The following is a 24841-nucleotide window of genomic DNA, read 5'->3' as shown; positions in this document are numbered from 1 at the left end:
GGTGCATGCATATTCGGTTAGTGTGCACTAACCCGTTGATTCAGGTTAGCGAGGATTAACTGAGATGACAAGCCCGGTCACCGCCCGAGACCGCGCCAAGGCCGAACGGTCCGATGCGATCCTGCAGGCCGCCGCGCGGCTCTTCGCCGCGCGCGGATACAGCGGCGTGAGCCTCGAAGACATCGGCGCCGCCGTGGGCGTGTCCGGCCCGGCGGTCTACCGGCACTTCGCCGGCAAACAGGCATTGCTGGGCGCGGTGCTCGTCAAGGTGAGCGAGGACTTGATGAACGGCGGGCGGCGGGTGGTGGACAGCACGCCGACCCCGGATGAGCGGATGCGCGGGCTGATCGCATTCCATGTCGATTTCGCGCTCGGGAATGCGGAGGTCATCCAGGTGCAGGACCGCGACGTCGCCTATCTGTCCGAAGCGGATCGAGCCGCCGTCCGCCGTCTGCAGCGTGCCTACATCGAGCTCTGGATGGATGCCCTCGCTCCCCTGCATCCCGCGGGCGACAGGGGAGCGGATCAGGAAGAGCTGCGCCTTCGCGTCCAAGCCTGCTTCGGCCTCATCAACTCCACGCCGCACAGCACGCGGGCGGCCGCACGGCGGCATTCCGCCACCGCGACCGTGCTGGTCGCGATGACGGACGCCGCGCTTCGCGCGACTACCTGAGCAGCATCGCCCGACCCGGTTCCTCAAGGAGGTCCGCGACGTCCTTGAGGAATCGCGCGCCTTCCGCGCCGTCGACGAGCCGGTGGTCGAACGAGAGGCTGAGCGTCATCATCTGACGGAGGGCGATCTCTCCTCGGAACTCCCAGGGCTGACGACGCACCGCGCCGACCGCGAGGATCCCGGACTGTCCGGGTGGAAGGATGGGCGTGCCGGCATCGACACCGAACACCCCGATGTTCGAGATCGAGAAGGTGCCTCCGGCGAGTTCCGCCGGAGAGGTCTTCCCCGAACGTGCGACCTCGGCGAGAGTCCGCACGGCATCAGCCAGTTCGATCAGTGTCAGCCTCTCCGCGTCGCGGATCATCGGGACGATGAGCCCACGATCCGTCGCGGCCGCGATCCCCAGGTCGACATAGTGGTGCTGGACGATCTCACCGGCGGCCTCGTCCCAACGGGAGTTGAGGCCCGGGGTACGCCCCAGAGCGAGACACACAGCCTTCGCCACGACCGCCAGCGGTCCGATCCGATGCGCGTCGAGGGAGCGGTCCGCACGGAGTCCGGCCAGCAGATCCATGGTCGCCGTCACGTCCACCGTGTGGAAGACGGTCACATGAGGGGCCGTGAAAGCGCTCTGCACCATGGCCGCGGCCGTGTGCTTGCGGACCCCGCGAATCGGGATGCGGGTCTCGCGCGCTCCATCTCCGGGAACCGCGGGGGTGAACGACGACACTGGGTCGGTGTGAACGACGCTTGAGGCTGGGCCGCGGACTCCGACCCGCTCGGCGTAGCCATCGATGTCAGCGCGTGTGATCAGCCGATCTCCTACCTCTGCGGCCACGAGGACCAGGTCGATCCCGAGACGCTTCGCGTGCGCGCGGACCGGCGGTGTCGAGCGCGGTCGCTCCACCACGGAGTCGACCGCGGCGGACGGTGTGGCGTCGTGCGGCGCGGCTTCGAGCACGGAGGTGTCGACCACCGCTGGTGCTGCCCCGGTGCGGCGTGCGCGACGGGCAGGTCGTCCGGTGGAGGTGGGGGCGGCCCCGTATCCGACGAGGTTCGGCTGCGTCTTCTCCGTCGATTCCGGCACCGGCGCGGGAGCGGACTCCTCGTCACCGACGACCTCGAAGTCGATCAGCGCGGCCCCCACGGCGACAGTCTCGCCGGCTTCGGCGTGCAGGGTCGCCACCGTGCCTTCGTACGGCGACGGCAACTCGACCACGGCCTTGGCGGTCTCCACTTCGGCCAGCGTCTGGTTGAGGGCGACCGGGTCACCCGGGGCGACCAACCACTGCACGACCTCGGCCTCGGCCAGCCCCTCTCCGAGGTCCGGAAGACGGAACTCCGCGATCATGCCTCTGCTCCCGTCAGGCTGTTCGGCCGATCGAGGACTCTGTCGACCGCATCCAGGAGGCGGTCGAGGTCCGGAAGGTGATATTTCTCGAGCTTCGCCGGCGGGTAGGGCACATCGTGGCCGGTGACCCGTAGCGGTGCTGACTCGAGATACTCGAAGCAGCGTTCCGTGATGCTCGCGATCACCTCGGCCGCGACACCGGCCTCGCGGGACGCTTCATGAGCGACGACGACCCGTCCGGTCTTCCGCACCGACGCGGCGACCGAGTCGTAGTCGACGGGCGAGAGGGATCGCAGATCGATGATCTCCAGCGATATCCCCTCGTCCTCCGCGGCCTCCGCGGCCTGCAGCGCGGTGGAGACCATCGCACCGTAGGTGATCAGAGTCGCATCCGTCCCTGTGCGCACGACGCGTGCCAGTCCCATCGGCGGTGCGTCTGCGAGAGGAGCCTCGAGATCGACGTCTCCCTTGTGGTGGTACAGCCGCTTCGGCTCGAAGAAGACCACGGGATCATCGGATGCGATCGCCTGGCGCAGGCTCCGGTACGCGTCTTCCGGGTTCGACACTGCGATCACCCGGATGCCCGCCGTATGCACGAAGTACGCCTCCGGAGACTCGGAGTGATGCTCGGCTGCGCCGATTCCTCCCGCCCAGGGGATTCGAATCGTGATCGGCATCTTCACACGCCCCTGCGTGCGATAGTGCAGCTTGGCCACCTGGGCGACGATCTGGTCGAAGGCGGGGTAGACGAAGCCGTCGAACTGGATCTCGACGACCGGACGATACCCGCGGAAGGCGAGGCCCACGGCTGTTCCGACGATGCCGGACTCGGCGAGCGGCGTGTCGATCACTCTGGCCGCTCCGAACTCGTCGAGAAGCCCGTCCGTGATCCGGAAGACACCGCCCAGCTTGCCGATGTCCTCGCCCAGGAGCACGACCTTGTCATCGTCGCGCATCGCTTGCCGCAGGCCGGCACCGAGTGCCTTTCCGAGAGTGAGCTCAGTCATGTTCACGCCTCGCTCTCGAAGGAAGCGAGGTACGCCGCATACTCGCCGCGCTGACGCTCGAGGCCCGTGTGGGGTTCGGCGTAGACGCCGTCGAAGACAGCGAGCGGCGGACGCGTGACCATTCCGAGGCACGCAGCCCGCATCTCCTTCGCGACGACGTCGGCGGCGGCCTGAGTCTCTGCCACGTACTCGTCAGTGAGATCACCACTGGCCCGAAGGTGTGCCTCCAGCCGCGTTATCGGATCGCGTCGTCGCCAGGACTCGAGCTCCTCCGCGTCGCGATAGCGCGTCGGATCGTCGGCCGTGGTGTGCGGCCCCATGCGATAGGTCACGGCTTCGATGAACGCCGGACCCTTGCCGGAGCGCGCATGCTGCAACGCCCAGCGCATGGCGGCCATGCACGCGAGCACGTCGTTGCCGTCGACCCGGAGGCTCGGAATCCCGAATCCCGGAGCGCGCCCCGCGATCGGGTACTGCGACTGCACGGCGACCGGCTCGGAGATCGCCCAATGGTTGTTCTGGCACACGAAGACCACCGGCGCCTGGTAGGACGCCGCGAAGATCATCGCCTCGTTGACATCGCCCTGGCTCGTCGCCCCGTCTCCGAAGTACGTCACCGCGACCTCGTCGGCACCGTCGCGTTGGATGCCCAGGGCGTAGCCCACCGCATGCAGGGTCTGTGCGCCGATGATGATCTGCAGAGGCGCGACCCCCAGAGCTGCGGGGTCGTACGCGGCGCCCTCTTCTCCGCGCCACATGCGCACATAGTCACCCGGTTGGGCGCCACGGGCGTAGATGACCCCGGTCTCCCGGTAGCTGGGGAACACGTAGTCCTCAGGGGCGAGTGCCCGGGCGGTTCCGATCTGCGTCGCCTCTTGTCCCTGACACGGAGCCCAGAGCCCCAGCTGGCCCTGCCGCTGAAGCGCGACGCCCTCGGCGTCGATGCGACGGAGGATGACCATGTCCCTCAGCAGGGATCGCAGCTGTGCGGCATCGACGTCGGCGACGAACGGATCCAGCCGAGGGTTCGAGACCCGGTGACCGTCCGGGTCCAGGATGCGCTCTGAGAGCTCGAGATCCTGGGCGGTGTCTGCGATTGGGGTGATCTGCGGTGACATCGTCGTCCTCCTCGTCGGCGGCCCTCGTGAGGCTCCGCACGCTGATGCCGGCGTCATCACCGACATGCTCTGAGAGTACGTCTGCTGAACACCTCGCTCAAGCATTCTCGCGACGCTTGAGCATGTTGCTCAATTTGATGGGAACTACGACTGCTAGGGTTTGGCACTATGCCAGGACTGGACCGCATCGATCTCGAGCTTCTCGCCGCCCTCGCCGACGATCCGAGGATCACCATCGTCGCGCTGGCGGAGAATCTCGGGCTCTCCCGCAACACGATCCAGGCGCGGATGGCGCGCCTCGAGCAGAGCGGGATCTTCCTCTCCTACGAGCGGTCCTTCTCTCCGGACGTGCTGGGCTTCCCCCTGCAGGCGTTCGTGAGCATCGGCGTCCGGCAGACCGAGCTGCCCCGCATCATCAATGAACTCGCGCGGATCCCCGAAGTCGTGCAGGTGCACGGTCTGAGCGGCTCGATCGACCTGCTCGCCCGAGTCGCGTGCCGAGACGCTCGACATCTCTTCGACACCGACGCCCGCATCCTCTCGATCGAAGGCGTCGAGCGCACGGAGACTTCACTCGCGATGGGCGAGGTCATCCCGTTCCGGGTCGCCGGTCTTATCGGCCTCGCGCGACGGGAATCCTGAGGAACCGACGAACGGCTCCCGCCGCCTCGGCCGGCGTCTCGTAGTGGATGAGGTGCCCCACGTCGGCGATCTCCACGAGTGTCGCGTCGGGGATCAGTGCCGCCAGCTTCCGTTCTGCCTCGATCGGAGTGATGTCGTCACGCTCTGCTGCGACGAGCAGGGTCGGAACATCGATCTCGCGAGCGAATTCGCGGACGTCGTGCGAGACACTCGCGACGAAGGCGTCTCGGAGCACATCCCGGTCCGAGAACCGAGAGAAGTATGTGTCGTGCTGGTCGTGGATGAAACGACGGAGCGCGGAATCTCTGGTCTTCGCCATCGTGACGCTCATCACTCGGACGATGATGCGGTTGCGCAGCAGCGCCGTGCCGAGTCTCTCCGGAAGGCGGGCGCCGAGAGCGTAGTAGAAGACGGCCAAGCGGGTCATGAGCCCCTTCGGCCCTTCCAGCGCCGGCGCCCCGATCGGGTTCAGCAGGATCAAGCGCGGAGTCCGCAGCCCTCGGGAGACTGCCGCTGCGGTCACGATCGATCCGAAGGAGTGGCCCAGGATGACGGCGCCGGGAGCGACCGCCGCTGCGAAGTCGGCGAGCCAGCCGGCGTACTCGTCCAGGTCGTGCCTGCGCCCGGGCAGGGGCGCCGACTCGCCGAACCCGGGAAGATCAGGCGCAACCACACGCACCTCGGGGAGGTACGCCAGCACAGGTTCGAGCCCATGATGATCACCCCGGAAACCGTGCACCGCGATTACCGTCGTCTCCGCGTTCTCCGGCCCGTAGACCCAGTACGCCGTTGTCGCTCCACGCACCTCGACCTCGTGGCGCTGCACGGGGAGTCGACGAAGGCGGTCCGCATAGGGGGAAGGCACGGTCATGCTCCGAGTCTACGAGTCGCCGTGCGCCTTCTCCTGGATGTCTGCGGCCGCGCATAGCGTGAAGGCATGCCATCCGGTCCCCCGCTTCCTGCGTGGCTCACCCGTGTCGGAGTGTTCGATCTGGAGACGACCGGCGTGGATGTCGAGTCGGATCGCGTGGTCACCGCGTACGTCGGTGTCCTCGATGCCGCAGGACGCCAGATCGCGGCCCGCACGTGGCTCGCCGATCCAGGGGTCCCGATTCCGGAGGGTGCGACTGCAGTACACGGCATCACCACGGAACACGCTCGGGCGGAGGGACGGCCGTCGCCCGAAGTCGTCACAGAGGTCACCGCGGCCCTGCGGTCGCTGCTGGAGCAGAACGTGCCGGTGGTCGCCTACAACGCCGCATACGACTTCTCGCTGCTCGCGCACGAGGCCGCCCGGCATGGAATCGTCCCTTTGACCGACCCCTCCCCCGTCATCGATCCTCTCGTGATCGACAAGGCATACGACCGATACCGCCGTGGGCGACGCACACTCGAAGTGGTCGCAGCCCATTACGCGGTCGTGCTCGAAGGTGCGCATGAGGCATCTGCGGATGCGATCGCCGCCGGTCGCGTGGCGCAAGCCCTCGCTCGTCGCTTCGCCCTCCCCGCCACCTCGGCAGAGCTGCACACGAGTCAGATCGGGTGGGCACGTTCGCAGGCGGCCAGCCTCACGGAGTACTTCGTGAGCATCGGCCGACTCGATCCGGAGGAGTCGATCGACGGCAGCTGGCCCGTGCGATCGACGCGAACCGCCGCGGAGTGAGAGAGCCGAACCCCGCCCGAGCGTAGGTGCGCTGTAGTCGACACACTGAGCTACGCTCCAGAGAGGCGCCGTCGAGTGGGATCGCGGCGCGAGGAACAAGGAGCACCCATGCAGTTCACGTCCACCGACATCGAGCAGGTCGAGTCCACGTGGCAGCAGTTCGTTCCCTCTGCAGCACTTCAGGATGCCGACCCTCGGCGATTCCGATTCGACTGGCGGTCCGAAGAGCTCCGCAGCGTCACGCTCGTGAACTACCGGCTCGCGGCGCAAGTGCATTCGACGGCGGAACCACTCGACCAGATCCTGGTGTGCCGTGTCGACGCCCCGGATGCTCGCGTCTGGTCCGCGCGCAACAGCTTGGTTTCGGCAGCGCCGTGGATCACCGACGGCACCCGGGTGGAGGCGAAGTGGGACCGGTCGGCCGACGTGCGTGCTCTCGTCTTCGATCGACCCGTAGCCGAAGAGCGGGCACGACGGTTGACCGGCGATGACACTCTGACGCTGCGCACGACGGGACTCGCGCCGCATTCAGCCGTCGACGCGCGGCGCTGGGAGTCGATGTTCGCGTACGTCGACCAGGCACTCGCCCTCTCGGGCTCCGATCCGCTGATCGCCGCCGAACTCGAACGCCATGCGCTGATGATGACCCTCTCCGCCTTCCCCACGACCTTCTCCGAAGCCCTGCGTCGCCCCGCCCAGCGGGCCGGGGCTCCGATCGCCGTCCGCAGGGCCCTTGCCTATATCGACGAGAACGCGCACCTGCCCATCACGGTCGACGATGTCGCAGCCGCTGCCTACATCTCCACGAGAGGGCTCCAGTACGCGTTCCGGCGAGCCCTCGACATCACTCCCGCGCAAGCTCTCCGCCGGGCGCGACTCGAGGGGGCACGCAGAGACCTCCAGAGCGGCGACGGGCGCTCGGTGGGCGAAGTCGCCCGCCGCTGGGGCTTCAACCACTCGTCACGCTTCGCCACGGCCTACCAGCAGGCCTTCGGCACACCACCGTCAGTGCTCTCGGTGTGACACCGGGCGAAGAGTCTGTTCGCATTCTGCGGCGGTTCGTGACCCCGGTACGGTGCGTGCTGGCGTCGTTGGCTAGAGTTCGATTACCCGGAGCCTCTCGGTCCGTGGCCACGCCGTCGAGGAGTCGCATGATCCCTGCCCCCCGTCCCATCGCGATGTTCGTTCGCTGATGGGGAGCCTGTACTACGGCGACGCACAGACCCCGATCCAGATCGACGATCGCGCACTCGCACACCTGAAAGTCGTCATCGCCACCAAACTGCGTCGCAACGAGAGCTTCACGCTCTCATGGCGGCACCCGGAGGGCGACGCTCCTGGGCGCTCGACGCTCTGGCTCCACCCATCGATCCCGCTCCGGTTCGTGTTCCAGGAGCCGGAGTCGCCGGACCTGAGCCGGAAATGGATCGAGGAACTCGCGCACTCGGCGAGTTCCAGCGGAGGCATCACACTCATCGAGGAGCATCTCGAGAGCAGTCCCGCGGAGTGATGGTCTCCGACGACCGAGATCGTCGGAGACCATCCGCGCTGTTCACACTGCGTCGTCGCCGCTGGAGCTGACGGATCGGCGAGTCGTGGGCTCGCCCGTCGCGGGGTCGACGAATGTGCGCGAAACGGTCTCCGTCCGACGCCGCCGCGCAAGCAGCACGATGCCGATGAGGAAGATGACGACGCCGGCGCCCATCAGGATGTACCCGACCATGTCGAGGTCGACCCATTGGATGTCGACGTTCACCGCGAAGACGAGGATCGCTCCGATCACGAAGAGTGCGATTCCGCTGCCGATGCTCATGGTGCCTCCCGTTCTGCGGCGCCATGCCGCACGTGGGAAGGATCTCGTCCGAGGATGGTGCCGGGGAGGGGCTTGACAGCGGCCGCATTCTCGCTCGGACCCATTCCGGGTCGACGATCAGGCGGCCGCGGCCGTCGGCTGCTGCGCCCAGAGATCCGGCCCGAACACCTCATACGAGATCCGCTCCGGCGGGATGCCGCGTGCCAGGAGCGTCGATCGACACGTACGCATGAAATCCAGTGGTCCGCACATGAAGACGTCGGCGTCGTCCGGCAGCTCGATGGTGGCGAGGTCCATCCGCCCCGCGAACGCGGGTCGGAGAGTCGGCGCGGTTCCCGCGTCTTCCCGGTACCAGTTCTGCGCACGGGCATCGTCCATGGCCAGCACCTGCCTGCGCAACGATGCGTACAGTGCGTGGGTGTCGTGCGAGCGATCGGCATGGAACAGCCGCACGGTACGCGCCGGGAAGCGGCGGGAGAGGTCTTCGATGATCGCGGCGACCGGGGTGATTCCGATACCGGCAGACACCAGGACGAGCGGGTTGTCTGTGTCGTCCACGATGACGTCGCCGGCAGGTTGCGATACGTCGAGCAGCGTTCCCGGACGCGCGTTCTCATGCAGCCACGTCGAAACCTGACCGTCAGGCGTGTCTCCCCCTCCGCGCACGCGCTTGATCGTCACACGCAGCGAATCACCGCGGGGCCCGGACGAGATCGTGTACTGGCGGGGTTGACGCGAACCGTCCGGCAGATCGACGGCGATGGTCACAAACTGCCCCGCGCGATGGGTTGCGACATCTCCGGAGACGGGCGCGAGCACCAGCGACATGACGTCAGCCGATTCCTCCACCCGTTCCACCACGCGGTGCTTCCGCCAGGGACGCTCGGGATCCGTGCCGCCGAGTGCGTAGAGTTTCGCCTCCTCGGCGATCAGCGAGCACCCGAAAAGCCAGTACACCTCGTCCCACGCAGCCCTGACATCCGGCGTGACGGCGTCGCCGAGCACGGTTCCGACCGCATCGAGGAGGTGATGACCGACGATCGTGTACTGGCGTGCCTTGATCCCCAGTGAGACATGCTTGTGCGCGATGCGACGCATCACGGGTGCGAAGTCGGGCGCCTCGGGATCGATCAGCTGCATGGCGAATGCGACGATCGATGCCGCCAGAGCCTTCGGCTGCTCTCCGATCGCCTGATTCGCACGGTTGAACACTCGGAGCAGTTCGGGGTGCACCGCGAACATCTCGCGGTAGAACAGAGTGGTGATCTCGTCGGCATGCTCTGCGACGACACCGGCGGTCGCCCGAACGATGGCCTCGGATTCTGGTGTGAGCTCCATGGCTTTCCGCCCTTCTCGTGATGTTTGTTCCACCATCCCGAGTCGTCGCGAACATCGCATTCTGTTCTACCGGTTTATTTCCGGTCGAACAGAGGACGCACGGTCTCCTCCCCGTCTACTCTCGGCACATGCCCCGCCGCGCCCATGACTTTCGCGGGCTGACACAACCCCGTCGGCTCCAGTTGCTCCACGCCATCCAACAGACGCCGGGCCGCTCCGCAGGTGAGCTGGCGGAGCACAGCGGAATCCCCCTCAACACCGTGCGGGATCATGTTCGGGTCCTCGAAGACGAAGGGCTGATCCGCAGCGAAACACTGGTGCTGGGCAGACGCGGCCGGCCGCCGGTGGTGTTTCACCCTGTTCGCGACGCCGAGTCGAGCACCGTGGCGCGTGCACGCGTCGAAGGCGCAGTCTCGCGGGGGCGCATGCTGCGTGCGATGTCGCGTGAATCATCGCACGGGCTCGAGGCCGACGCGTTGCGTCAGGTCGACGTGCTCTACGAGCATCTCGATGATGCCGGCCTGAGCCCCGTCGTCGATGAGGAGACGCTACGGTTCGACCTCACCCCGTGTCGCTATCATGACCTGCTCGACGCGGATCAGGAGCTCGTCTGCGGTGTTCACGCTCAATTGGTGCGTGATGTCCTCCGGCACAGTGACGGCCCGCTCGAGGTGAAGCTCCTCGAACCGTTCGTCACGAGCCACACCTGTCGGCTATTCCTCACCCGTGGCGACTCACAAGCTGCTGATGGCGACGAGTAGGGCGGGCGGGACTTGAACCCGCGATCGTTGGGTTATGAGCCCACTGCCTTAACCAGCTTGGCCACCGCCCCGTACCCGACCCAGCCTATCGGTCGGCACGTTCAGGCCTGCGTCGCCTCGGCGTGGGTGCGCGAGTGGTCGAGGTACGTGTCAGCGTTCGCGATCAGACGCGATCGCTCGTCCTCGCTGAGTGCGCGGCGCACCTTCGCGGGGACACCGGCCACGAGTGAACCGGCCGGGATCTCCGTCTCGCCGAGCACCACCGCACCGCCCGCGATCAGGCACCCGGCGCCGATCCTCGCTCCGCTGAGGATCACGGCACCCATGCCGATGAGCGTGCCATCGCCGATCGTGCAACCGTGCACGACGGCATTGTGACCGATGGACACCTTGGCGCCGACAGACACGGGGTGGCCGGAATCGACGTGCACCGAGACGTTGTCCTGCACGTTCGAGTCCCGGCCGATGAAGATCCCTGCGGAGTCACCGCGCAGCACGGCGTTGTACCAGACGCTCGCGCCGGCCGCGAGCGAGACCTCCCCGATAATGCGGGCGCCATCCGCGACGAACACCGTGTCATCGATGGAGGGACTGCGGTTCGGCAGGGCGAGGACGGAAGCTCCGGCAGCGATGCTCATGAGGTGAGGCTACCCGAATGCCCGCGGAATCATGCGGAAGTGAGCCGAGCCTCAGCTTGCTTGCGGAATGTCTGAGCCTGAGTAGCGTTGCATACATCAGATACGCGATTTCCCTTCGGAGGAGCACAAGATGAGCAAGGCACAGACCGTTTCCACCACCGCCATCGACCCGACCGTGGCTGCAGGGGCGGCCCAGTTCCTCTCCCCTGTGGTGCTCGGCCTCCAGGCGCTGACCGTCAACGGCAAGCAGGCGCACTGGCACGTCCGTGGCGCCAACTTCGTCGGCGTCCACGAGCTTCTCGACACGATCGTCGCGCACGCCGGCGACTTCGCCGACACCGCCGCCGAGCGGATCGTCGCCCTCGGGCTGCCGATCGACGCGCGTGTGAGCGCAGTGGCTGAGAAGGCCGGTGCGACCACGGTTCCCGCGGGCTTCACCCAGTCGGACGAGCTGATCCGCGCCGTGATCGCCGACATCGACGCGATTCTGGTCGACGTCAAGGCCGCCGTCGATGGGCTCGACGAGGTCGATCTGACGAGCCAGGACGTGGCCATCGAGATCCAGCGCGGCCTCGAGAAGGACCGCTGGTTCCTCGTCTCGCACATCGCCGCCTGATCGCAGAAGACGCCTGACCTACGACGAAGGGGTGGCACTCGGATCTCCGAGCGTCACCCCTTCGTCATGCGATCAGACCTGTCAGCCCGCGAAGGTGGCGTGTCCCGCCAGGACGGTCGCGAGAACGGGCATCGACCGCAGAGCCTCCCCTGTCGCCGTCCGCGGATCGCGCCCGCAGAGGACGATGTCCGCCGGCTCACCGGGTCGTAGTGCGGAACGCACGCTGGCTTCGAGCGCCTGGTCGAGAGGGAGCCTCTCCTCCGGATGCCAAGGTGCTCGATCGTCGTCGGTGCGTGAAACGGCAGCAGAGATCGCGTGCCACGGATCGAGCTCAGCCACGGGAGCGTCCGAGCCGAAACGCAGCTGTGCTCCGGCAGCCTGCAGAGATGCCAGTGGGTAGCCGATGGCCGTCTGCTCGCGCCAGTGACGGTCTACCAGATCGCGGTCATCGACGGCGTGCTGCGGCTGCACGCTGGCGACGACGCCGAGACGCGCGAACCGAGCCAGGTCGGTGTGCCGCACGAGCTGCACGTGCTCGATCGAGCCGACAGCGCCCGTGGTCGTGAACGCATCCAGCGCCGACGTGATCGCCCGGTCTCCGATCGCGTGCACGGCGACGCCCAGTCCGGCTCCGGTCGCCCGTGTCAGGAGCTCCACGAGCTCGTTCGACGGCACCGTCAGCATCCCGAAGTTGTCAGGATCGCCGGGATAGGGGTGGGAGCAAGCGGCCGTGCGCGTTCCGAGTGACCCGTCGGTGATGATCTTGAGCGGTCCGACGTGGATGAGTCCGTGCCCGGCGACGGGCGCACCGGACTCCTCCCGGAGCTCTCCTGTCCGCAACCCGGCCGTGATGGCTCGATCGAGGTCGAACGGGTACACCGCGAACTCGACACGATGCGATGCGAATCCCGCCTGCACGCGTCTCGGCCATGCCTCTGCGCTCCACGCCATGTCGAAATCGACGAGGCCGGTGACGCCTCGTGCAGCGGCCTGTTCGCCGGCACGAGACATGGCACGGTCACCGTGCGCGGCATCGACGGCATTCAGACGTCGGGAGATCTCGAAGGCATCCGTCTCCCGCAGCATCCCGTCGTCACTTCGGAAGCCCTCGCGGGTGAGCGCAGCAGTGTTCAGCCAGACGCTGTGGACATCGGCGTTGATCAGGTACGTGGGCACCGCGCCGGTCGCGGCATCCAGAAGCTCGATCGACGGCCGATCGGCCCACAGCGCATCGCGGAACCCCGTGCCGACGCGACGGCCGTCCGACAGCGCGTCGATGCCACTCATGGCTGCGGCTGCGGCCGCGGCTGAATCCACATGGCCCAGCGGCACCCGCTCCGAAGTCAGCGCCCACTGAACGGTGTGGACATGGTTGTCCCAGAGCCCGGGAATAGCCCACGCGCCCTCGGCGTCGAGGACTTCACCCCGCGACGGCAGCGATCCGGTCGGGGCGATATCGACGATGCGACCATCCCCGATGAAGATGTCGACCGGCTCATCGTCGACCAAGAACTCGCGACCCGGCCCTGCGATCCGTGCGGCCGTGATCGTGCCGATGGCAGCTCCGCGCTCCGTCACTGTTTTTGCCCTCCCCGGCGCGCGTCCTGTGCGCGCCGCATCTCCGCGGCCAGAGCCGGATTCGCGTAAGGTCCGTCTGCCGTGAGCGCGGCGATCACCGTCTCGATCGTGTCCGGCGACTTGTTCTGGCTCAGTTTGCGCTTGGCGACCACGCGACTCGGACTCAAGCGGAATCCGACCGTTCCCGACGCGAGCCGTTCCACGTAGGCGGGATCGTTCGGACGCTCCCACATCAGCTTCGGCTCCGGCATCCGCGACTCGAATCGTGCGACGAATTGGTCGAGCACGACGAGGTTCTCTTCGTCGGAGAGGATCTCCGGCACCCCGGCGAGGTGCACGGCGGTGTAATTCCACGTCGGCACCGCCTGCACGTCGCCATACCAGCCGGGCGAAATGTAGCCGTGCGGCCCCTGGATCACGACGAGGAGCTCGCGCTCCCCCATTCCGTGGATGAGGTCGTCGGGACGTCCGACATGCCCGACGATGGTGAGGTCGTCGCGCGTCTCGTCCAGGAGCACCGCGTAGTGCGAAGCGACGAGACCGTCGTCTCCGGCACTCATGATCGTCGCCCAGGGGTTCAGCTCTACTACCCGGCGGATCTCGGCCACGTCGACGAGCGTGAAGCTCGGATTCTGTCGCATGCGTTCAGCCTAGAACGGATGCGGGGCCACGGAGCCCGTCACGCCTGGCAGCGCGGGCACCAATAGAGCTTGCGGGCGCCGATCTCCTCGAGCGCGATCTCCGTGCCGCAGACCCGGCACGGCAGCCCCGCCCGGTGGTAGACCCAGTGCCGGTCGTCGCGGTTCGCCATCGCTGCGCGGTAGTCCTCGGCGGTGAGACCATCCATCGTCATCATCTGGCCCGTCTCGACGCCGATCGCCAGGAGCCGCACCCAGTCGTGCCAGAGCGCGCGCACGACTTCCTCCGGGACGTCTCGGCCCGGAGTGTGGGGATTCAACCGTTGCCGATAGAGCATCTCGGCGCGGTACACATTGCCGATCCCGCTCACGACGGACTGGTCCATCAGCAGCAGCGCGATGACCGTCGACTTCTTCCCGACCGCCCGGACGAACCGCTCCTCGTTCTCGACCGGATCTCCGACCAGCGGGTCGGGCCCGAGCTTGGCGATCGTTGCCAGCATCTCCTCCGGCGTCTGCAGCACGCACGCCGTCGGACCGCGCAGGTCGGCGGCGGTGATGTCGGTCATGAGGCGCAGACGCACCTGTCCGACGACCGGAGGCGGCCATTCGAGTCCCTCGTCGGCGAGGCCCTTCGTCTGCTCCGACATGCGCACATGCACCCTCGTGCGCCGTGGCGCCCCGATGGATGCGAGAGAGTTCTCACCGGCGTCATCGAGGATGGCCTCGTCGAGCAGGGTGCCGCGCTGGTTCGTCTGCCCCATCCGCCCGTTGGCCGAAGCGATGGTCGGATCGACGATGATCTCGCCGGCGAAGTCCCAGGCGCCGTAGAGACCGAGGTGCACACGCAGCCAGAGGTCGCCCTCCGTCTCGAGGAACATCTGCTTGCCCACGGCCTGCACACTGACGGCCGCACGTCCGTCGAGAACCGCGGCTCCCTCGGCGAACCGGCCCTGCGGGCTGGACGCGCTCAGGGTCTTGCCGACGAAGTTGCGATCGAACTGCCGCGCGATCCGGTGAACGGAGTGGCCCTCGGGCATGTCAGGCCCGGGGATCCGGCAGCAGGGACCCGTCGCGCTCGAAGTCCGCGATCTGCCCGATCCGTCGCACGTGGCGCTCATCACCCGAGAACGGTGTCTGGATGAACCGATCGATGAACGAGGTCACTTCTTCGAAGGAGTGTTGCCGGGCACCGATCGAGATGACGTTCGCGTCGTTGTGCTCACGGGCGAGCTCGGCCGTCGAGAGGTTCCACACCAGAGCGGCCCGCACCCCGTCGACCTTGTTCGCTGCGATCTGCTCACCGTTCCCCGAACCGCCGAAGACGACGCCGAGAGCCTCGACACCGTCGCGCTGGTCGGCGATGACCGCCTGAGCCGCGCGGATGCAGAACGCCGGATAGTCGTCGACCGCGTCGTACTCGATCGGGCCATGATCGACGACCTCATGCCCCGCGGCGCGCAAGTGCTCCTGCAGCTGGGTGGAGAAGTCGAGTCCCGCATGGTCGGTGGCGATGTGGATGCGCATGACTTCCATCCTAGAAGCGGCGATGGTCGACTCCGGGGTCATGGGGCGACGCCGGCGGCGGCGGGCTTGAAGCCCGCCCGAATGTTCTCGCAGCACCCTGGCCGGCAGACGTCGAAGCCGCCGGGGAGTGGCGTGACATGGGCACGCTCCTCATTGGGGCGACCCTGGAGCCGTTCCTGGATCAGGTCGACGATGCCGTCGACGAATGCCGGTGACACGCCGGGCGTGGGGGTGCGGGTGAAGGCGAGTCCGGCCTCTTCCGCGGCCTCAGCCGCCTCGGTGTCGAGGTCCCACAGGACCTCCATGTGATCACTCATGAAGCCGACAGGGACGACCGCCACCGCCTTGCGTCCTCGGTCGGGCAGCTCACCGATCACGTCGCACACGTCGGGTTCGAGCCACGGCTGCGAGGCAGGGCCGGACCGGGACTGGTAGACGAGCTCCCACGAGACGTCAGCGGCCGCGGGAACCGTCTGGCGAACCCGATCCATGACCCAGGCAGCCACGGCGAGATGCTGCGCGGCGTACGCGCCTCCCTCTCCCCAGTCGATGTCTCGTGCGCCGGAGCGCTCGGCGTCGGCCGTCGGGATGCTGTGGGTGGAGAACAGGATCTGGATGTTCGCCGCCGCGATGCCGTCGGCCAGGAAACCCTCGACAGCCTCGCGGACTCCGGTCTCGAATGCCTCCACGAAACCGGGGTGGTCGTAGAAAGGTCGGATCTTGTCGATCGTCACGGTCTCGCCCAGTCCGGTCTCCTCCAGGATGCGGGCGAAGTCCTCGCGGTACTGGCGGCAGCTGGAGAAAGAGCTGTAAGCGCTGGTGGCGAACGCGAGCAGCGTGTTGTGACCGTTGGCCGAGGCCTCGGTCACCACCTCTTCGAGATACGGCGCCCAGTTGCGGTTGCCCCAGTAGACGGGGAGCGTGATCCCGCGTGCGGCGAGGGCGGCCTCGAGTGCTTGCTTCAACACACGGTTCTGTCCGTTGATCGGACTCACCCCGCCGAAGTGCCGATAGTGATGCGCGACCTCCTCGAGCCGTTCGTCGGGGATTCCTCGGCCACGGGTCACGTTCCGGAGGAACGGGATGACGTCTTCCTGGCCTTCTGGACCACCGAACCCCGCGAGGAGGATCGCGTCATAGGCGACCGGCGTGGTCACGAAGGGCGCACCGCCGGCGGCAGCAGGCGAGGCAAAGGGAACGGCATTCGGCTCGATCGCAGTCACCCCTCCATCCTTTCACCTCGACGGACCACGGGGGTCCCACCGCACCGTTTCTATCCCGCTCCGTTCCCGACTTCGATGCGAGGAGGCAGTCGCCGCACTGGCGTAGGCTGTCAGGGTTGCCGTCGGCGCCAACTGCGCCCACCCCGGTGACATCCCCTCACCCCTGGGAGTACAGCTGTGCCTGGAGAGAACCTCACCCGTATCGAAGCGCAGGAGCGCCGCGACGTCATCGACACTCAGTCCTATGAAGTCGCCCTCGATCTGACCAAGGGTGCCGAGGTCTTCGGCTCCCGCAGCGTGGTGCGCTTCACCGCGACGCCGGAGAGCTTCAGCTTCATCGATCTGATCGCGCGCGACGTGCGTGAGATCTCGCTCAACGGCGAACAGCTCGATCCGAACGAGGTGTTCGCCGACTCGCGCATCGCCCTCACCGGACTGCAGGCCGAGAACGTGCTGGTCGTCGACGCCGACTGCCTCTACACGAACACCGGCGAAGGCCTGCACCGCTTCGTCGACCCGGTCGACGAAGAGGTCTACCTCTACTCGCAGTTCGAGGTCCCGGACTCACGTCGCGTGTTCGCGGTGTTCGAGCAGCCCGACCTCAAGGCGACGTTCCAGTTCACCGTGACGGCCCCGGCTTCATGGAAGGTCGTCTCCAACTCCCCCACGCCAGAGCCCATCGTGCACGACGACGACTCGACGGCGACCTGGGGCTTCGAGCCGACGCCGCGCATCTCCTCGTACATCACCGCTCTCGTCGCCGGACCGTACGAGTCCACGTTCTCGGAGCTCACCAGCGCGTCGGGTCGCGTGATCCCCCTCGGCGTCTACGGACGCAAGAGCCTGTGGCAGCACCTCGATGCCGACTACATCTTCGACAAGACCCGCGAGGGTTTCGCCTACTACGAGTCGAAGTTCGGGGTTCCGTACCCGTTCGCCAAGTACGACCAGCTGTTCGTCCCGGAGTTCAACGCCGGCGCGATGGAGAACGCAGGAGCGGTGACGTTCACCGAGACCTATGTCTTCCGCAGCAAGGTGACCGACGCCGTCAAGGAGCGACGCGTCGTCACGATCCTTCATGAGCTCGCGCACATGTGGTTCGGCGACCTCGTCACGATGAAGTGGTGGAACGATCTCTGGCTGAACGAGTCGTTCGCCGAGTGGGCGTCGACCATCGCCACCGCCGAAGCCACCGAGTGGACCGAAGCGTGGACGACGTTCAACGCCATGGAGAAGACCTGGGCGTACCGCCAGGATCAATTGCCTTCCACCCACCCGATCGTCGCAGAGATCAACGACCTCGAAGACGTGCAGGTCAACTTCGACGGCATCACCTACGCCAAGGGCGGCTCGGTCCTGAAGCAGCTCGCGGCCTGGGTCGGCATCGAGGCGTTCTTCGCCGGTGTCTCGCAGTACTTCCAGAAGCACTCGTGGGGCAACACCGAGCTGAGCGACCTGCTCTCGGAGCTGGAGGCAACCAGCGGCCGCGACCTGAGCACCTGGTCGAAGAAGTGGCTGGAGACGGCCGGAGTCAACACGCTCGAGCCGGTCATCGCCGAAAACCATGACGGGACGATCTCGCGCTTCGCCATCACCCAGACGGCCCCCGCGGACTACCCGACCATCCGACCCCACCGTCTGGGCATCGGCTTCTACACGCTGGCGGACGGTTCACTCACGCGCACGCACTACCTCGAGGTCGACGTCGACGGCGACCGCACCGAGGTGCCGGAGCTGCAGGGCATCGCCCGCCCCGACCTCGTGCTGCTCAACGACGAGGACCTCGCGTACGCGAAGATCCGGCTCGACGAGAAGTCGCTCGCCACCGCGATCGCGCACCTGGCCGACATCCACGATCCGCTCGCCCGCTCGCTGGTCTGGGGTGCCGCGTGGGATCAGACGCGGGATGCGGAGACGGCGGCCTCCGCCTACATCGACCTCGTGCTCGGGAACATCGGCCGGGAAACCGAGTCGACGACCGTGCGCACCACGCTCGCTCAACTGCGGACGGCCGCCACGCTCTATGTCGCTCCGGCTGAGCGCGAGGCGGCACGCCTCAAGGTCGCCGACGGGCTGTGGAGCCTGGCAGAGTCGGCCGAGCCGGGCAGCGACAGCCAGCTGCAGTTCGTCACCGCCTTCGCGAACGCCCTGGTGACCCAGGACCACGCGGGAATCGTGGGCCGTCTGCGCTCCGGTGAGGACACGCTTCACGGTCTGGAGATCGACGCAGACCTGAACTGGCAGCTGCTCGTGGGTCTCGCCACCATCGGTGCCACCGATGCCGCGGCCATCGATGCCGCTCTGGCAGCGGACAACACCGCCAAGGGCGGGGAATTCGCCGCTCAGGCGCGGGCGTCTCTGCCCGACTCGGCGTCCAAGAAAGCGGCATGGGCCTCCCTCATCGAGCGAGACGATGCCCCCAACACGATCGTCCGCTCGGCCGCGCTCGGGTTCACGCATCCTGCTGGCGCCGCAGTCCTGGGAGAGTTCGTCCCCGCCTACTTCGACATGCTGCTTCCCATCTGGGAGTCGCGCACGTACCAGATCGCTCAGTATCTGATCGTCGGACTCTTCCCGACGGCTCTCGCCGACGCTGCACTCCGTGACGCGACGCGCTCCTGGCTGGCCACCAACCAGGACGCCGCGCCTGCACTCCGACGCCTGGTACTCGAGAACCTCGCCGACGTCGAGCGCGCACTCGCTGCACAGGCACGCGACGCGGAGGACTGAGCGCCCCGCGTCAACTCCCACCGGGAGTCTCTCGAAACGGAGACCACCCACCTCGCTCTCGGAGTGTCCAGCACGGACACGCCATAGCGGACGTGGATGGTCTCCGTTTTCGTACGGCGCATCCATCCAGCCCGCACAGAGGCCCGCTCGCTAGGATCGTGACTGATGATGCTCCCCTTCGATGTCAACGATCCTCCCGTGGAAACCCCCCTTCCCGACTGGGTGACGAACCTGCTCGAATGGCTGAGCCACGTCGGCATGAAGGCCCTCACCGTCGCGATCATCATCGCCAGCTGTGTGGTGATCGGGCTCATCCTGCGCCTGGTCATCCGACGGGTCGTCCACCGCATCGTCGACAGCGCGAAGAGCAAAGCATCGGTCGATGACACCCAGGCGCTGGAGCGGTCGCCGCTCGCCGATATGCGACTAGTCCAGCGCACCCGCACGCTCGGCACCATCTTGCAGAACATCGTCAACGTGATGCTCGTGGTCATCGCGATCGTGCTCATCGTGAACGCCCTCGACCAAAGCCTGCTGGGGTCGCTGACCCTGCTCACCGCAGCGGTCGGCGCCGGTCTCGGTTTCGGCGCACAGAACATCGTCAAGGACGTGCTCAACGGCATGTTCCTCGTGGCCGAGGACCAGATCGGCATCGGTGACGTCGTCGACCTCGGACTAGCGAGCGGTGTCGTGGAGTACGTCAGCGTTCGTATCACCCAAGTGCGCGACGTCAACGGCACCCTCTGGTACGTGCGAAACGGCGAGGTCACCCGCATCGGCAACATGTCGCAGGGATGGGCTCGCTCGATCATCGACCTCGGCGTCCCGGCCGACTCCGACCTTGAGCAGGTCGAGCACGTCATGCTCGAGACCGCGCAGGGGCTGGCGAAAGACCCGAAGTGGCGCACGCGCATCATCGAGAAGCCGGAACTCTGGGGACTGGAGTCGATCGACGGTGACGCTCTCGTCGTCCGCATCGTGATCAAGGCACGCGCCAACGCGAAGGATGACGTGGCACAGGAGCTGCGCCGCCGCCTGCGCGCCGCGCTCCTCGAGAAGGAGATCAGCGTGCCACGCATGGTCGATGTCGTGCCGACGGGGCTCGATGGCGCCCGCCGGGTACGAGGCGCGAATCCTCCCCGGACGCGACCCAACGCGGTGACGGGCGTGCCAGTGATCCCCGACCGCGGGATCTGGCGGCGCAAGAAGCCGAACGACGACGGGAGTCCCCAGAAGTGACGTTCTACGACGAGATCGGCGGACATGACACCTTCGCGAAGATCGTGTCGGTGTTCTACCGCGAGGTCGCCCTCGATCCCGTGATGAAGCCGATGTATCCAGAGGAAGACCTCGGCCCCGCCGAAGACCGGCTCCGCATGTTCCTCGAGCAGTACTGGGGCGGTCCGACGACGTACGGCGACACGCGTGGGCATCCCCGACTGCGGATGCGGCACATGCCGTTCCACATCGATGCCGACGCACGCGATCGTTGGCTTCGTCACATGCGGACCGCCGTGGACGAGGCGCAGTTGTCTCCTCTGCACGAAGCGACGCTCTGGGACTACCTGGAGCGGGCTGCGTATGCCATGGTGAACACATTCGAGCCTTCGGGGATCGGGGCCGCTCCCGGTGGTCGCCCCACACTCGAAACCCGATCACGTCAGGAATCAACGGAGAACTCATGACGACGAAGCCCCTGTCCACAGATGTTCTGGTGATCGGATGGGGGCTGGCCGGACTCGTCGCCGCCTCCGAGGCTCTCGACGCCGGCCGTCGCGTCATCCTGGTGGACCAGGAGCCGCGTACGAACCTCGGCGGTCAGGCCTGGTGGTCGTTCGGCGGGCTCTTCTTCATCGACTCCCCCGAACAGCGGCGGCTCGGGATCAAGGACTCCCTCGAGCTCGCGACCCAGGACTGGTTCGGCAACGCCGGGTTCGACCGGCCGGAAGACGAATGGCCGAGGCGCTGGGCAGAGGCCTACCTGCAGTTCGCAGCCGGAGAGAAGCGCTCGTGGCTGCGCGAGCGCGGCGTCGGGTTCTTCCCCGTCGTGGGCTGGGCGGAACGCGGCGGCTACGGCGCCATCGGACCGGGCAACTCGGTTCCGCGATTCCACATCACCTGGGGCACCGGGCCGGGGATCGTCGCCCCCTTCGCCGCCGCCATCGAGCAGGGCGAGCGGGAAGGACGCCTGACGGTCCTCCCGCGACATCGGGTCTCCGAACTCGTCGTGACCGACGGCTCGGTCACCGGTGCCCGCGGAAACGTGCTCGCCTCGTCGGGTGCATTGCGTGGCGCGGTGTCGTCGCGCGAGATCGTCGGCGAGTTCGAGATCGCAGCCGGGGCGACCATCGTCTCCTCGGGCGGCATCGGCGGGAACCACAACCTCGTACGGGCTGCGTGGCCCGAACGCCTCGGCGCTCCCCCCGAGCATATGCTCACGGGGGTACCCGCCTATGTCGACGGATCCATGTACAGCGTGAGCGCGGCCGCCGGTGCGCGCTTCATCAACGGCGACCGGATGTGGCACTACGTCGAGGGCATCACGAACTGGGACCCGGTCTGGCCGTCTCACGGCATCCGGATCCTCCCTGGGCCGTCATCGCTCTGGCTGGACGCGACGGGCAAGCGCCTCCCGGTACCGCTGTTCCCCGGGTTCGACACCCTGGGGACCCTCGAGCACCTGCGGACCACCGGTCACGATCATTCCTGGTTCGTCACCTCGCGGCAGATCGTCGAGAAGGAGTTCGCGCTCTCGGGGAGCGAGCAGAATCCCGACCTCACCGGCAAAGACGTCCAGCTGCTGCTGAAGTCGAGACTCGCCAAAGGGCCGACCGGACCGGTGCAGTCCTTCCTCGATGAGGGTGAGGACTTCATCGTCGAGAACGACCTCGAGTCGCTGCTCGAGCAGATGCAGCGCCACCCCGGCGGCGAGTTCCTCGACATCGACAATGTCCGCCGCGAGGTTGTCGCCCGAGATCGAGAGATGGACAACGACTTCACGAAGGATGCGCAGATCGGCATGCTTCGTTCCATGCGTGGTTATCGCGGCGACAAGCTGATCCGCACCGCAGCACCACATCGCCTGCAGGACCCGAGCGCCGGGCCGCTGGTGGCGGTCAAACTCCACGTCCTCACGCGCAAGTCGCTCGGCGGGATCAACACCGACCTCGAAGGCCGTGCCCTCGATGCGAGCGGAGACCCGATCCCCGGACTCTACGCCGCAGGTGAGGCGAGCGGTTTCGGCGGTGGTGGAGTTCACGGCTATCGCGCGCTCGAAGGCACCTTCCTCGGAGGATGCCTGTTCTCCGGCAGAGCCGCCGGCCGCGCAGCCGCAGCCGCGGGCTGACGAAGACGGTTCGAAACCGAGCGCGGGGAGAATCCGGGCGCGGCGACTAAACGGCGGAGCCTGTGGAACGGATGCCCGTCAGCCCGGTGGCCACGGGACCACGCACCAGAACATGTCCGCGACGGAAGGTGAGACGAGTCCACCTGCCGGATCGCGAGATCTGGACCTGCTCTTCGCCGGAGATGAAGCCCATCGCATCGGCGGCGAACGCTGCGCCTCGGGGCAGCCCTCCCAGATCCTCATCGGGTTCACCCCAGATCGCCGCGCGGAGTGCGCGGACCGCTTCTTCACCTGAGCCGGGGCCCGCCCCCCGTGCGACGGCCGAGATCCCCCACTGGGCACGCTGCGCGATGACGGAAGCTCCCAGCGTCGCCTCCGTCGCCCACGCGCTCCGAGGTGGGGCGATGCCAGCCCAGGCCGGAGAGAGACCCGTTTCCGGGAGAGTGAGTCGTTCGGCGTCGTCCGTCTTCGAGAGCTGATCGACGACGATGTCGCACTCGAGCTCTGGGTCGGCATGCACGATGCGCATCGCCAGGACGGTCGGCGTCTGGTCGAACAGACCCTGCGGTGCGAGTACGGCGGTGGTCAGCGCGAGCACACCGTTCGCCGCCTGCAGGCGCACCCCTTCGTCGGTGATCCTGGTCGCTCGACCGACGAAGGTCAGAACATCCTTCGCGGTGTCGGGGTCGGCGAGGAGGAGGTGATGAGGCACGCGTTCTAAACTACCAACGGTGCGGCGTGTGGGGTCGCGGAGAGGAACACATGAGCGCGGACCAGCACGCCATCCAAACCGTCGAGCGACTCCTCGAGGTCCTCGATCTCGACGCGGCTCAGGCTCGCACCACAGAGGACATCTTCACCGGCTCCTCGCATCCGATGCCGAGCGGCCGCATCTACGGGGGCCAGGTGCTCGCTCAGGCTCTGCTCGCCGCGGAGCGGACGCTTCCCGAGGACCGCGCAGTGCACTCGATGCACGGGTACTTCCTGCGTCCCGGGGATGCGAGCCAGGGAATCACGATCGCGGTGGATCGTATCCACGACGGCCGGTCGTTCTCGACCAGGCGGACCCAGGCATACCAGAACGGCGTGCCGATCTTCTCGATGATCGCCTCGTTCCAGGACGCCGATCCCGGCGTGGAGCATGCCGAGCCGATGCCGGCGGGCATTCCCGACCCCGACGAGCTCGCCCCGGATGAAGAGCGTGTCCACGGGCTGCCCGAAGGCACGACGCGGATGCTCAGCGAACGGGCGGCCGACGTGCGCCACGTCGACTCTCCGATGTACCTGCCCAGCGAAGATGAGCAAGTGCCCCGCCAAGCCGTGTGGATGCGATTGCGTGCCCCGCTCCCCGACGACCAGCGCCTGCACCGAGCGGCTCTCGCCTACCTCAGCGACATGACGATCCAGGAGTCGATTCTGCGGGCCCACGGCGTCTACTGGGCGCTTCCGGGTCTGAAGGTCGCGAGCCTCGATCATGCGATGTGGTGGCACCGCCCGGCGCGGGTCGACGAGTGGCTGCTCTACGTGCAGGAGTCGCCGAATGCGCGCGGGGGGCGTGGACTCGCCATAGGACGCATCTACACGCGCGATGGCGCGCTGGTCGCGAGCGTCGCGCAGGAGATCATGATCCGCGTGCCCGAAGAGTCGCCCTAGAGGCCGTTCCCAGCGTCATCCGCTGTGAACGGCACATCAGCGGTGGGAGTACTCGATCGAGGCGCCCACGTACGGCTCCCAGGCGTCGCGCATCTCCTGCGTGAGCCGAGTGGGGCGCCCGGTCTGAGCGTCGACCAGCACGATGATCGCGGTCGATCGGGCGTAGATCTGTCGCGGTTCTGCACTGGGGTCGTTGTGCACCTCGTAGCAGACTTCGACGCTCGAGCCGCCGAGCTTGCCGAACCACATCTGCACCTCGAGCGGACGTCGCTGATACGGCACGGGCGCGAGGTACTCGATCTCCTGGCGTGCGATGAGGGTCAGGATGCCCTCGTCGATGCCGGAGTCGAGCACCGCCGTCGATGGTGCCTCCTCGCCGGGGCCGGCACGCCAGAAGGCTCTGACACGAGCCTCTTCGAGCAGTTTCAGCATCGAAGTGTTGTTGACGTGGTTGAACGCATCCAGATCACCCCAGCGGAGGTGGATCGGGATGTGAAGACGCGGCCCCGGCGAAGCGGACATCTCG

The 24841-nt window shown here is 67.1% G+C and carries 26 protein-coding genes and 1 tRNA gene; 12 read left to right on the top strand and 15 right to left on the bottom strand.

From position 1 onward, the window contains the following. Positions 1–64 precede the first annotated feature (64 nt). Positions 65–673 (top strand): TetR/AcrR family transcriptional regulator, encoded by a 609-nt coding sequence (locus HCX50_RS07195; protein ID WP_167633469.1) that lies wholly within the window; start codon positions 65–67, stop codon positions 671–673. Here HCX50_RS07195 and HCX50_RS07190 read toward each other — a convergent pair. The 3 genes from HCX50_RS07190 to pdhA are packed head-to-tail and all read right to left on the bottom strand — an operon-like array spanning position 666 to position 4149. Continuing rightward, positions 666–2024 (bottom strand): dihydrolipoamide acetyltransferase family protein, encoded by a 1359-nt coding sequence (locus tag HCX50_RS07190; protein WP_167633467.1) that lies wholly within the window; start codon positions 2022–2024, stop codon positions 666–668. The genes HCX50_RS07195 and HCX50_RS07190 overlap by 8 nt on opposite strands. Further along, complete coding sequence (locus HCX50_RS07185; RefSeq protein WP_091036251.1) at positions 2021–3031, bottom strand: alpha-ketoacid dehydrogenase subunit beta; 1011 nt, start codon at positions 3029–3031, stop codon at positions 2021–2023. Before HCX50_RS07185 ends, HCX50_RS07190 begins: the two co-directional genes overlap by 4 nt. 2 nt (positions 3032–3033) lie before the next feature. After that, entirely contained in the window at positions 3034–4149 is a 1116-nt protein-coding gene (gene pdhA, locus HCX50_RS07180; RefSeq protein WP_167633465.1) for a pyruvate dehydrogenase (acetyl-transferring) E1 component subunit alpha, read from the bottom strand. A gap of 168 nt (positions 4150–4317) precedes the next feature. On the opposite strand from pdhA, the gene HCX50_RS07175 reads away from it, so the two are divergent. Then, a complete protein-coding gene (locus HCX50_RS07175; RefSeq protein ID WP_167633463.1) occupies positions 4318–4791 on the top strand; it encodes an Lrp/AsnC family transcriptional regulator in 474 nt (157 codons plus the stop codon). Here HCX50_RS07175 and HCX50_RS07170 read toward each other — a convergent pair. After that, the gene (locus tag HCX50_RS07170) at positions 4763–5662 is read right to left on the bottom strand and encodes an alpha/beta fold hydrolase (protein ID WP_167633461.1); all 900 of its coding nucleotides are present in this window, start codon (positions 5660–5662) and stop codon (positions 4763–4765) included. The two genes, HCX50_RS07175 and HCX50_RS07170, sit on opposite strands and share 29 nt — an antisense overlap. 66 nt (positions 5663–5728) lie before the next feature. On the opposite strand from HCX50_RS07170, the gene HCX50_RS07165 reads away from it, so the two are divergent. From HCX50_RS07165 to HCX50_RS07155, 3 genes are all read left to right on the top strand, one after another. Then, complete coding sequence (locus HCX50_RS07165; RefSeq protein ID WP_091036241.1) at positions 5729–6454, top strand: 3'-5' exonuclease; 726 nt, start codon at positions 5729–5731, stop codon at positions 6452–6454. A 108-nt stretch (positions 6455–6562) separates the two neighbouring features. Continuing rightward, positions 6563–7477, top strand: coding sequence for a helix-turn-helix transcriptional regulator (locus HCX50_RS07160; RefSeq protein ID WP_167633459.1), 915 nt, complete (start codon positions 6563–6565; stop codon positions 7475–7477). Positions 7478–7646: 169 nt separating this feature from the next. Beyond that, positions 7647–7964 carry a DUF7882 family protein gene (locus HCX50_RS07155; RefSeq protein WP_091036234.1) on the top strand — a complete coding sequence of 106 codons (318 nt, stop codon included), beginning with the start codon at positions 7647–7649 and terminating at the stop codon, positions 7962–7964. A 42-nt stretch (positions 7965–8006) separates the two neighbouring features. Here HCX50_RS07155 and HCX50_RS07150 read toward each other — a convergent pair whose 3' ends face one another. Beyond that, on the bottom strand, positions 8007–8267 hold the full coding sequence (locus tag HCX50_RS07150; protein ID WP_029263432.1) for a DUF6458 family protein: 261 nt from the start codon (positions 8265–8267) through the stop codon (positions 8007–8009). A 117-nt stretch (positions 8268–8384) separates the two neighbouring features. Further along, positions 8385–9605, bottom strand: coding sequence for a globin domain-containing protein (locus HCX50_RS07145; protein WP_167633457.1), 1221 nt, complete (start codon positions 9603–9605; stop codon positions 8385–8387). Between the two features lie 128 nt (positions 9606–9733). On the opposite strand from HCX50_RS07145, the gene HCX50_RS07140 reads away from it, so the two are divergent. Then, positions 9734–10366 (top strand): helix-turn-helix domain-containing protein, encoded by a 633-nt coding sequence (locus tag HCX50_RS07140; RefSeq protein ID WP_167381651.1) that lies wholly within the window; start codon positions 9734–9736, stop codon positions 10364–10366. On the opposite strand, the gene HCX50_RS07135 is transcribed toward HCX50_RS07140, so the two are convergent. Next, positions 10364–10437 (bottom strand) — tRNA-Ile (locus tag HCX50_RS07135). The two genes, HCX50_RS07140 and HCX50_RS07135, sit on opposite strands and share 3 nt — an antisense overlap. Before the next feature lie 30 nt (positions 10438–10467). Beyond that, complete coding sequence (locus tag HCX50_RS07130; RefSeq protein ID WP_091036228.1) at positions 10468–11004, bottom strand: gamma carbonic anhydrase family protein; 537 nt, start codon at positions 11002–11004, stop codon at positions 10468–10470. Positions 11005–11134: 130 nt separating this feature from the next. On the opposite strand from HCX50_RS07130, the gene HCX50_RS07125 reads away from it, so the two are divergent. After that, positions 11135–11620, top strand: coding sequence for a Dps family protein (locus HCX50_RS07125; protein ID WP_091036225.1), 486 nt, complete (start codon positions 11135–11137; stop codon positions 11618–11620). An 81-nt stretch (positions 11621–11701) separates the two neighbouring features. Here the strand turns inward: HCX50_RS07125 and HCX50_RS07120 are convergent, their stop codons facing one another. From HCX50_RS07120 to HCX50_RS07100, 5 genes are read right to left on the bottom strand one after another with little or no spacing between them, the layout of a single operon-like run. Then, positions 11702–13198, bottom strand: coding sequence for an amidohydrolase family protein (locus tag HCX50_RS07120; RefSeq protein WP_167633455.1), 1497 nt, complete (start codon positions 13196–13198; stop codon positions 11702–11704). After that, the gene (locus HCX50_RS07115; protein ID WP_167633453.1) at positions 13195–13839 is read right to left on the bottom strand and encodes an FMN-binding negative transcriptional regulator; all 645 of its coding nucleotides are present in this window, start codon (positions 13837–13839) and stop codon (positions 13195–13197) included. Before HCX50_RS07115 ends, HCX50_RS07120 begins: the two co-directional genes overlap by 4 nt. A gap of 38 nt (positions 13840–13877) precedes the next feature. After that, the gene (locus tag HCX50_RS07110; RefSeq protein ID WP_167633451.1) at positions 13878–14876 is read right to left on the bottom strand and encodes an Fpg/Nei family DNA glycosylase; all 999 of its coding nucleotides are present in this window, start codon (positions 14874–14876) and stop codon (positions 13878–13880) included. Position 14877: 1 nt separating this feature from the next. After that, complete coding sequence (locus tag HCX50_RS07105) at positions 14878–15363, bottom strand: ribose-5-phosphate isomerase (protein ID WP_167633449.1); 486 nt, start codon at positions 15361–15363, stop codon at positions 14878–14880. 38 nt (positions 15364–15401) lie between these two features. After that, positions 15402–16586, bottom strand: coding sequence for a ferrochelatase (locus HCX50_RS07100; protein WP_167633447.1), 1185 nt, complete (start codon positions 16584–16586; stop codon positions 15402–15404). 177 nt (positions 16587–16763) lie between these two features. Here HCX50_RS07100 and pepN point away from each other — a divergent pair, with 177 nt between their 5' ends. The 4 genes from pepN (at position 16764) to HCX50_RS07080 (ending at position 22662) form a co-directional block, all read left to right on the top strand. Beyond that, positions 16764–19316 carry an aminopeptidase N gene (pepN, locus tag HCX50_RS07095; RefSeq protein WP_167633446.1) on the top strand — a complete coding sequence of 851 codons (2553 nt, stop codon included), beginning with the start codon at positions 16764–16766 and terminating at the stop codon, positions 19314–19316. A gap of 165 nt (positions 19317–19481) precedes the next feature. Beyond that, complete coding sequence (locus tag HCX50_RS07090) at positions 19482–20555, top strand: mechanosensitive ion channel family protein (RefSeq protein WP_091036206.1); 1074 nt, start codon at positions 19482–19484, stop codon at positions 20553–20555. Then, on the top strand, positions 20552–21001 hold the full coding sequence (locus HCX50_RS07085) for a globin (protein ID WP_091036203.1): 450 nt from the start codon (positions 20552–20554) through the stop codon (positions 20999–21001). Before HCX50_RS07090 ends, HCX50_RS07085 begins: the two co-directional genes overlap by 4 nt. Beyond that, positions 20998–22662, top strand: coding sequence for an FAD-binding dehydrogenase (locus HCX50_RS07080; RefSeq protein WP_091036200.1), 1665 nt, complete (start codon positions 20998–21000; stop codon positions 22660–22662). The genes HCX50_RS07085 and HCX50_RS07080 overlap by 4 nt, the downstream gene beginning before the upstream one ends. A gap of 46 nt (positions 22663–22708) precedes the next feature. Here HCX50_RS07080 and HCX50_RS07075 read toward each other — a convergent pair whose 3' ends face one another. Beyond that, a complete protein-coding gene (locus HCX50_RS07075) occupies positions 22709–23374 on the bottom strand; it encodes a hypothetical protein (RefSeq protein ID WP_091036197.1) in 666 nt (221 codons plus the stop codon). A 50-nt stretch (positions 23375–23424) separates the two neighbouring features. Here HCX50_RS07075 and HCX50_RS07070 point away from each other — a divergent pair, with 50 nt between their 5' ends. Next, positions 23425–24315, top strand: a complete 891-nt coding sequence (locus HCX50_RS07070; RefSeq protein WP_205828883.1) for an acyl-CoA thioesterase — start codon at positions 23425–23427, stop codon at positions 24313–24315. A 36-nt stretch (positions 24316–24351) separates the two neighbouring features. On the opposite strand, the gene HCX50_RS07065 is transcribed toward HCX50_RS07070, so the two are convergent. Beyond that, positions 24352–24837 (bottom strand): acyl-CoA thioesterase, encoded by a 486-nt coding sequence (locus HCX50_RS07065; RefSeq protein ID WP_091036194.1) that lies wholly within the window; start codon positions 24835–24837, stop codon positions 24352–24354. Positions 24838–24841: the final 4 nt, after the last annotated feature.

The sequence above is a fragment of the Microbacterium sp. B19(2022) genome, from assembly GCF_012030385.1.
GTDB classification, from domain to species: domain Bacteria; phylum Actinomycetota; class Actinomycetes; order Actinomycetales; family Microbacteriaceae; genus Microbacterium; species Microbacterium oxydans_B.
This window is presented reverse-complemented; position numbering and strand designations above follow the sequence as displayed.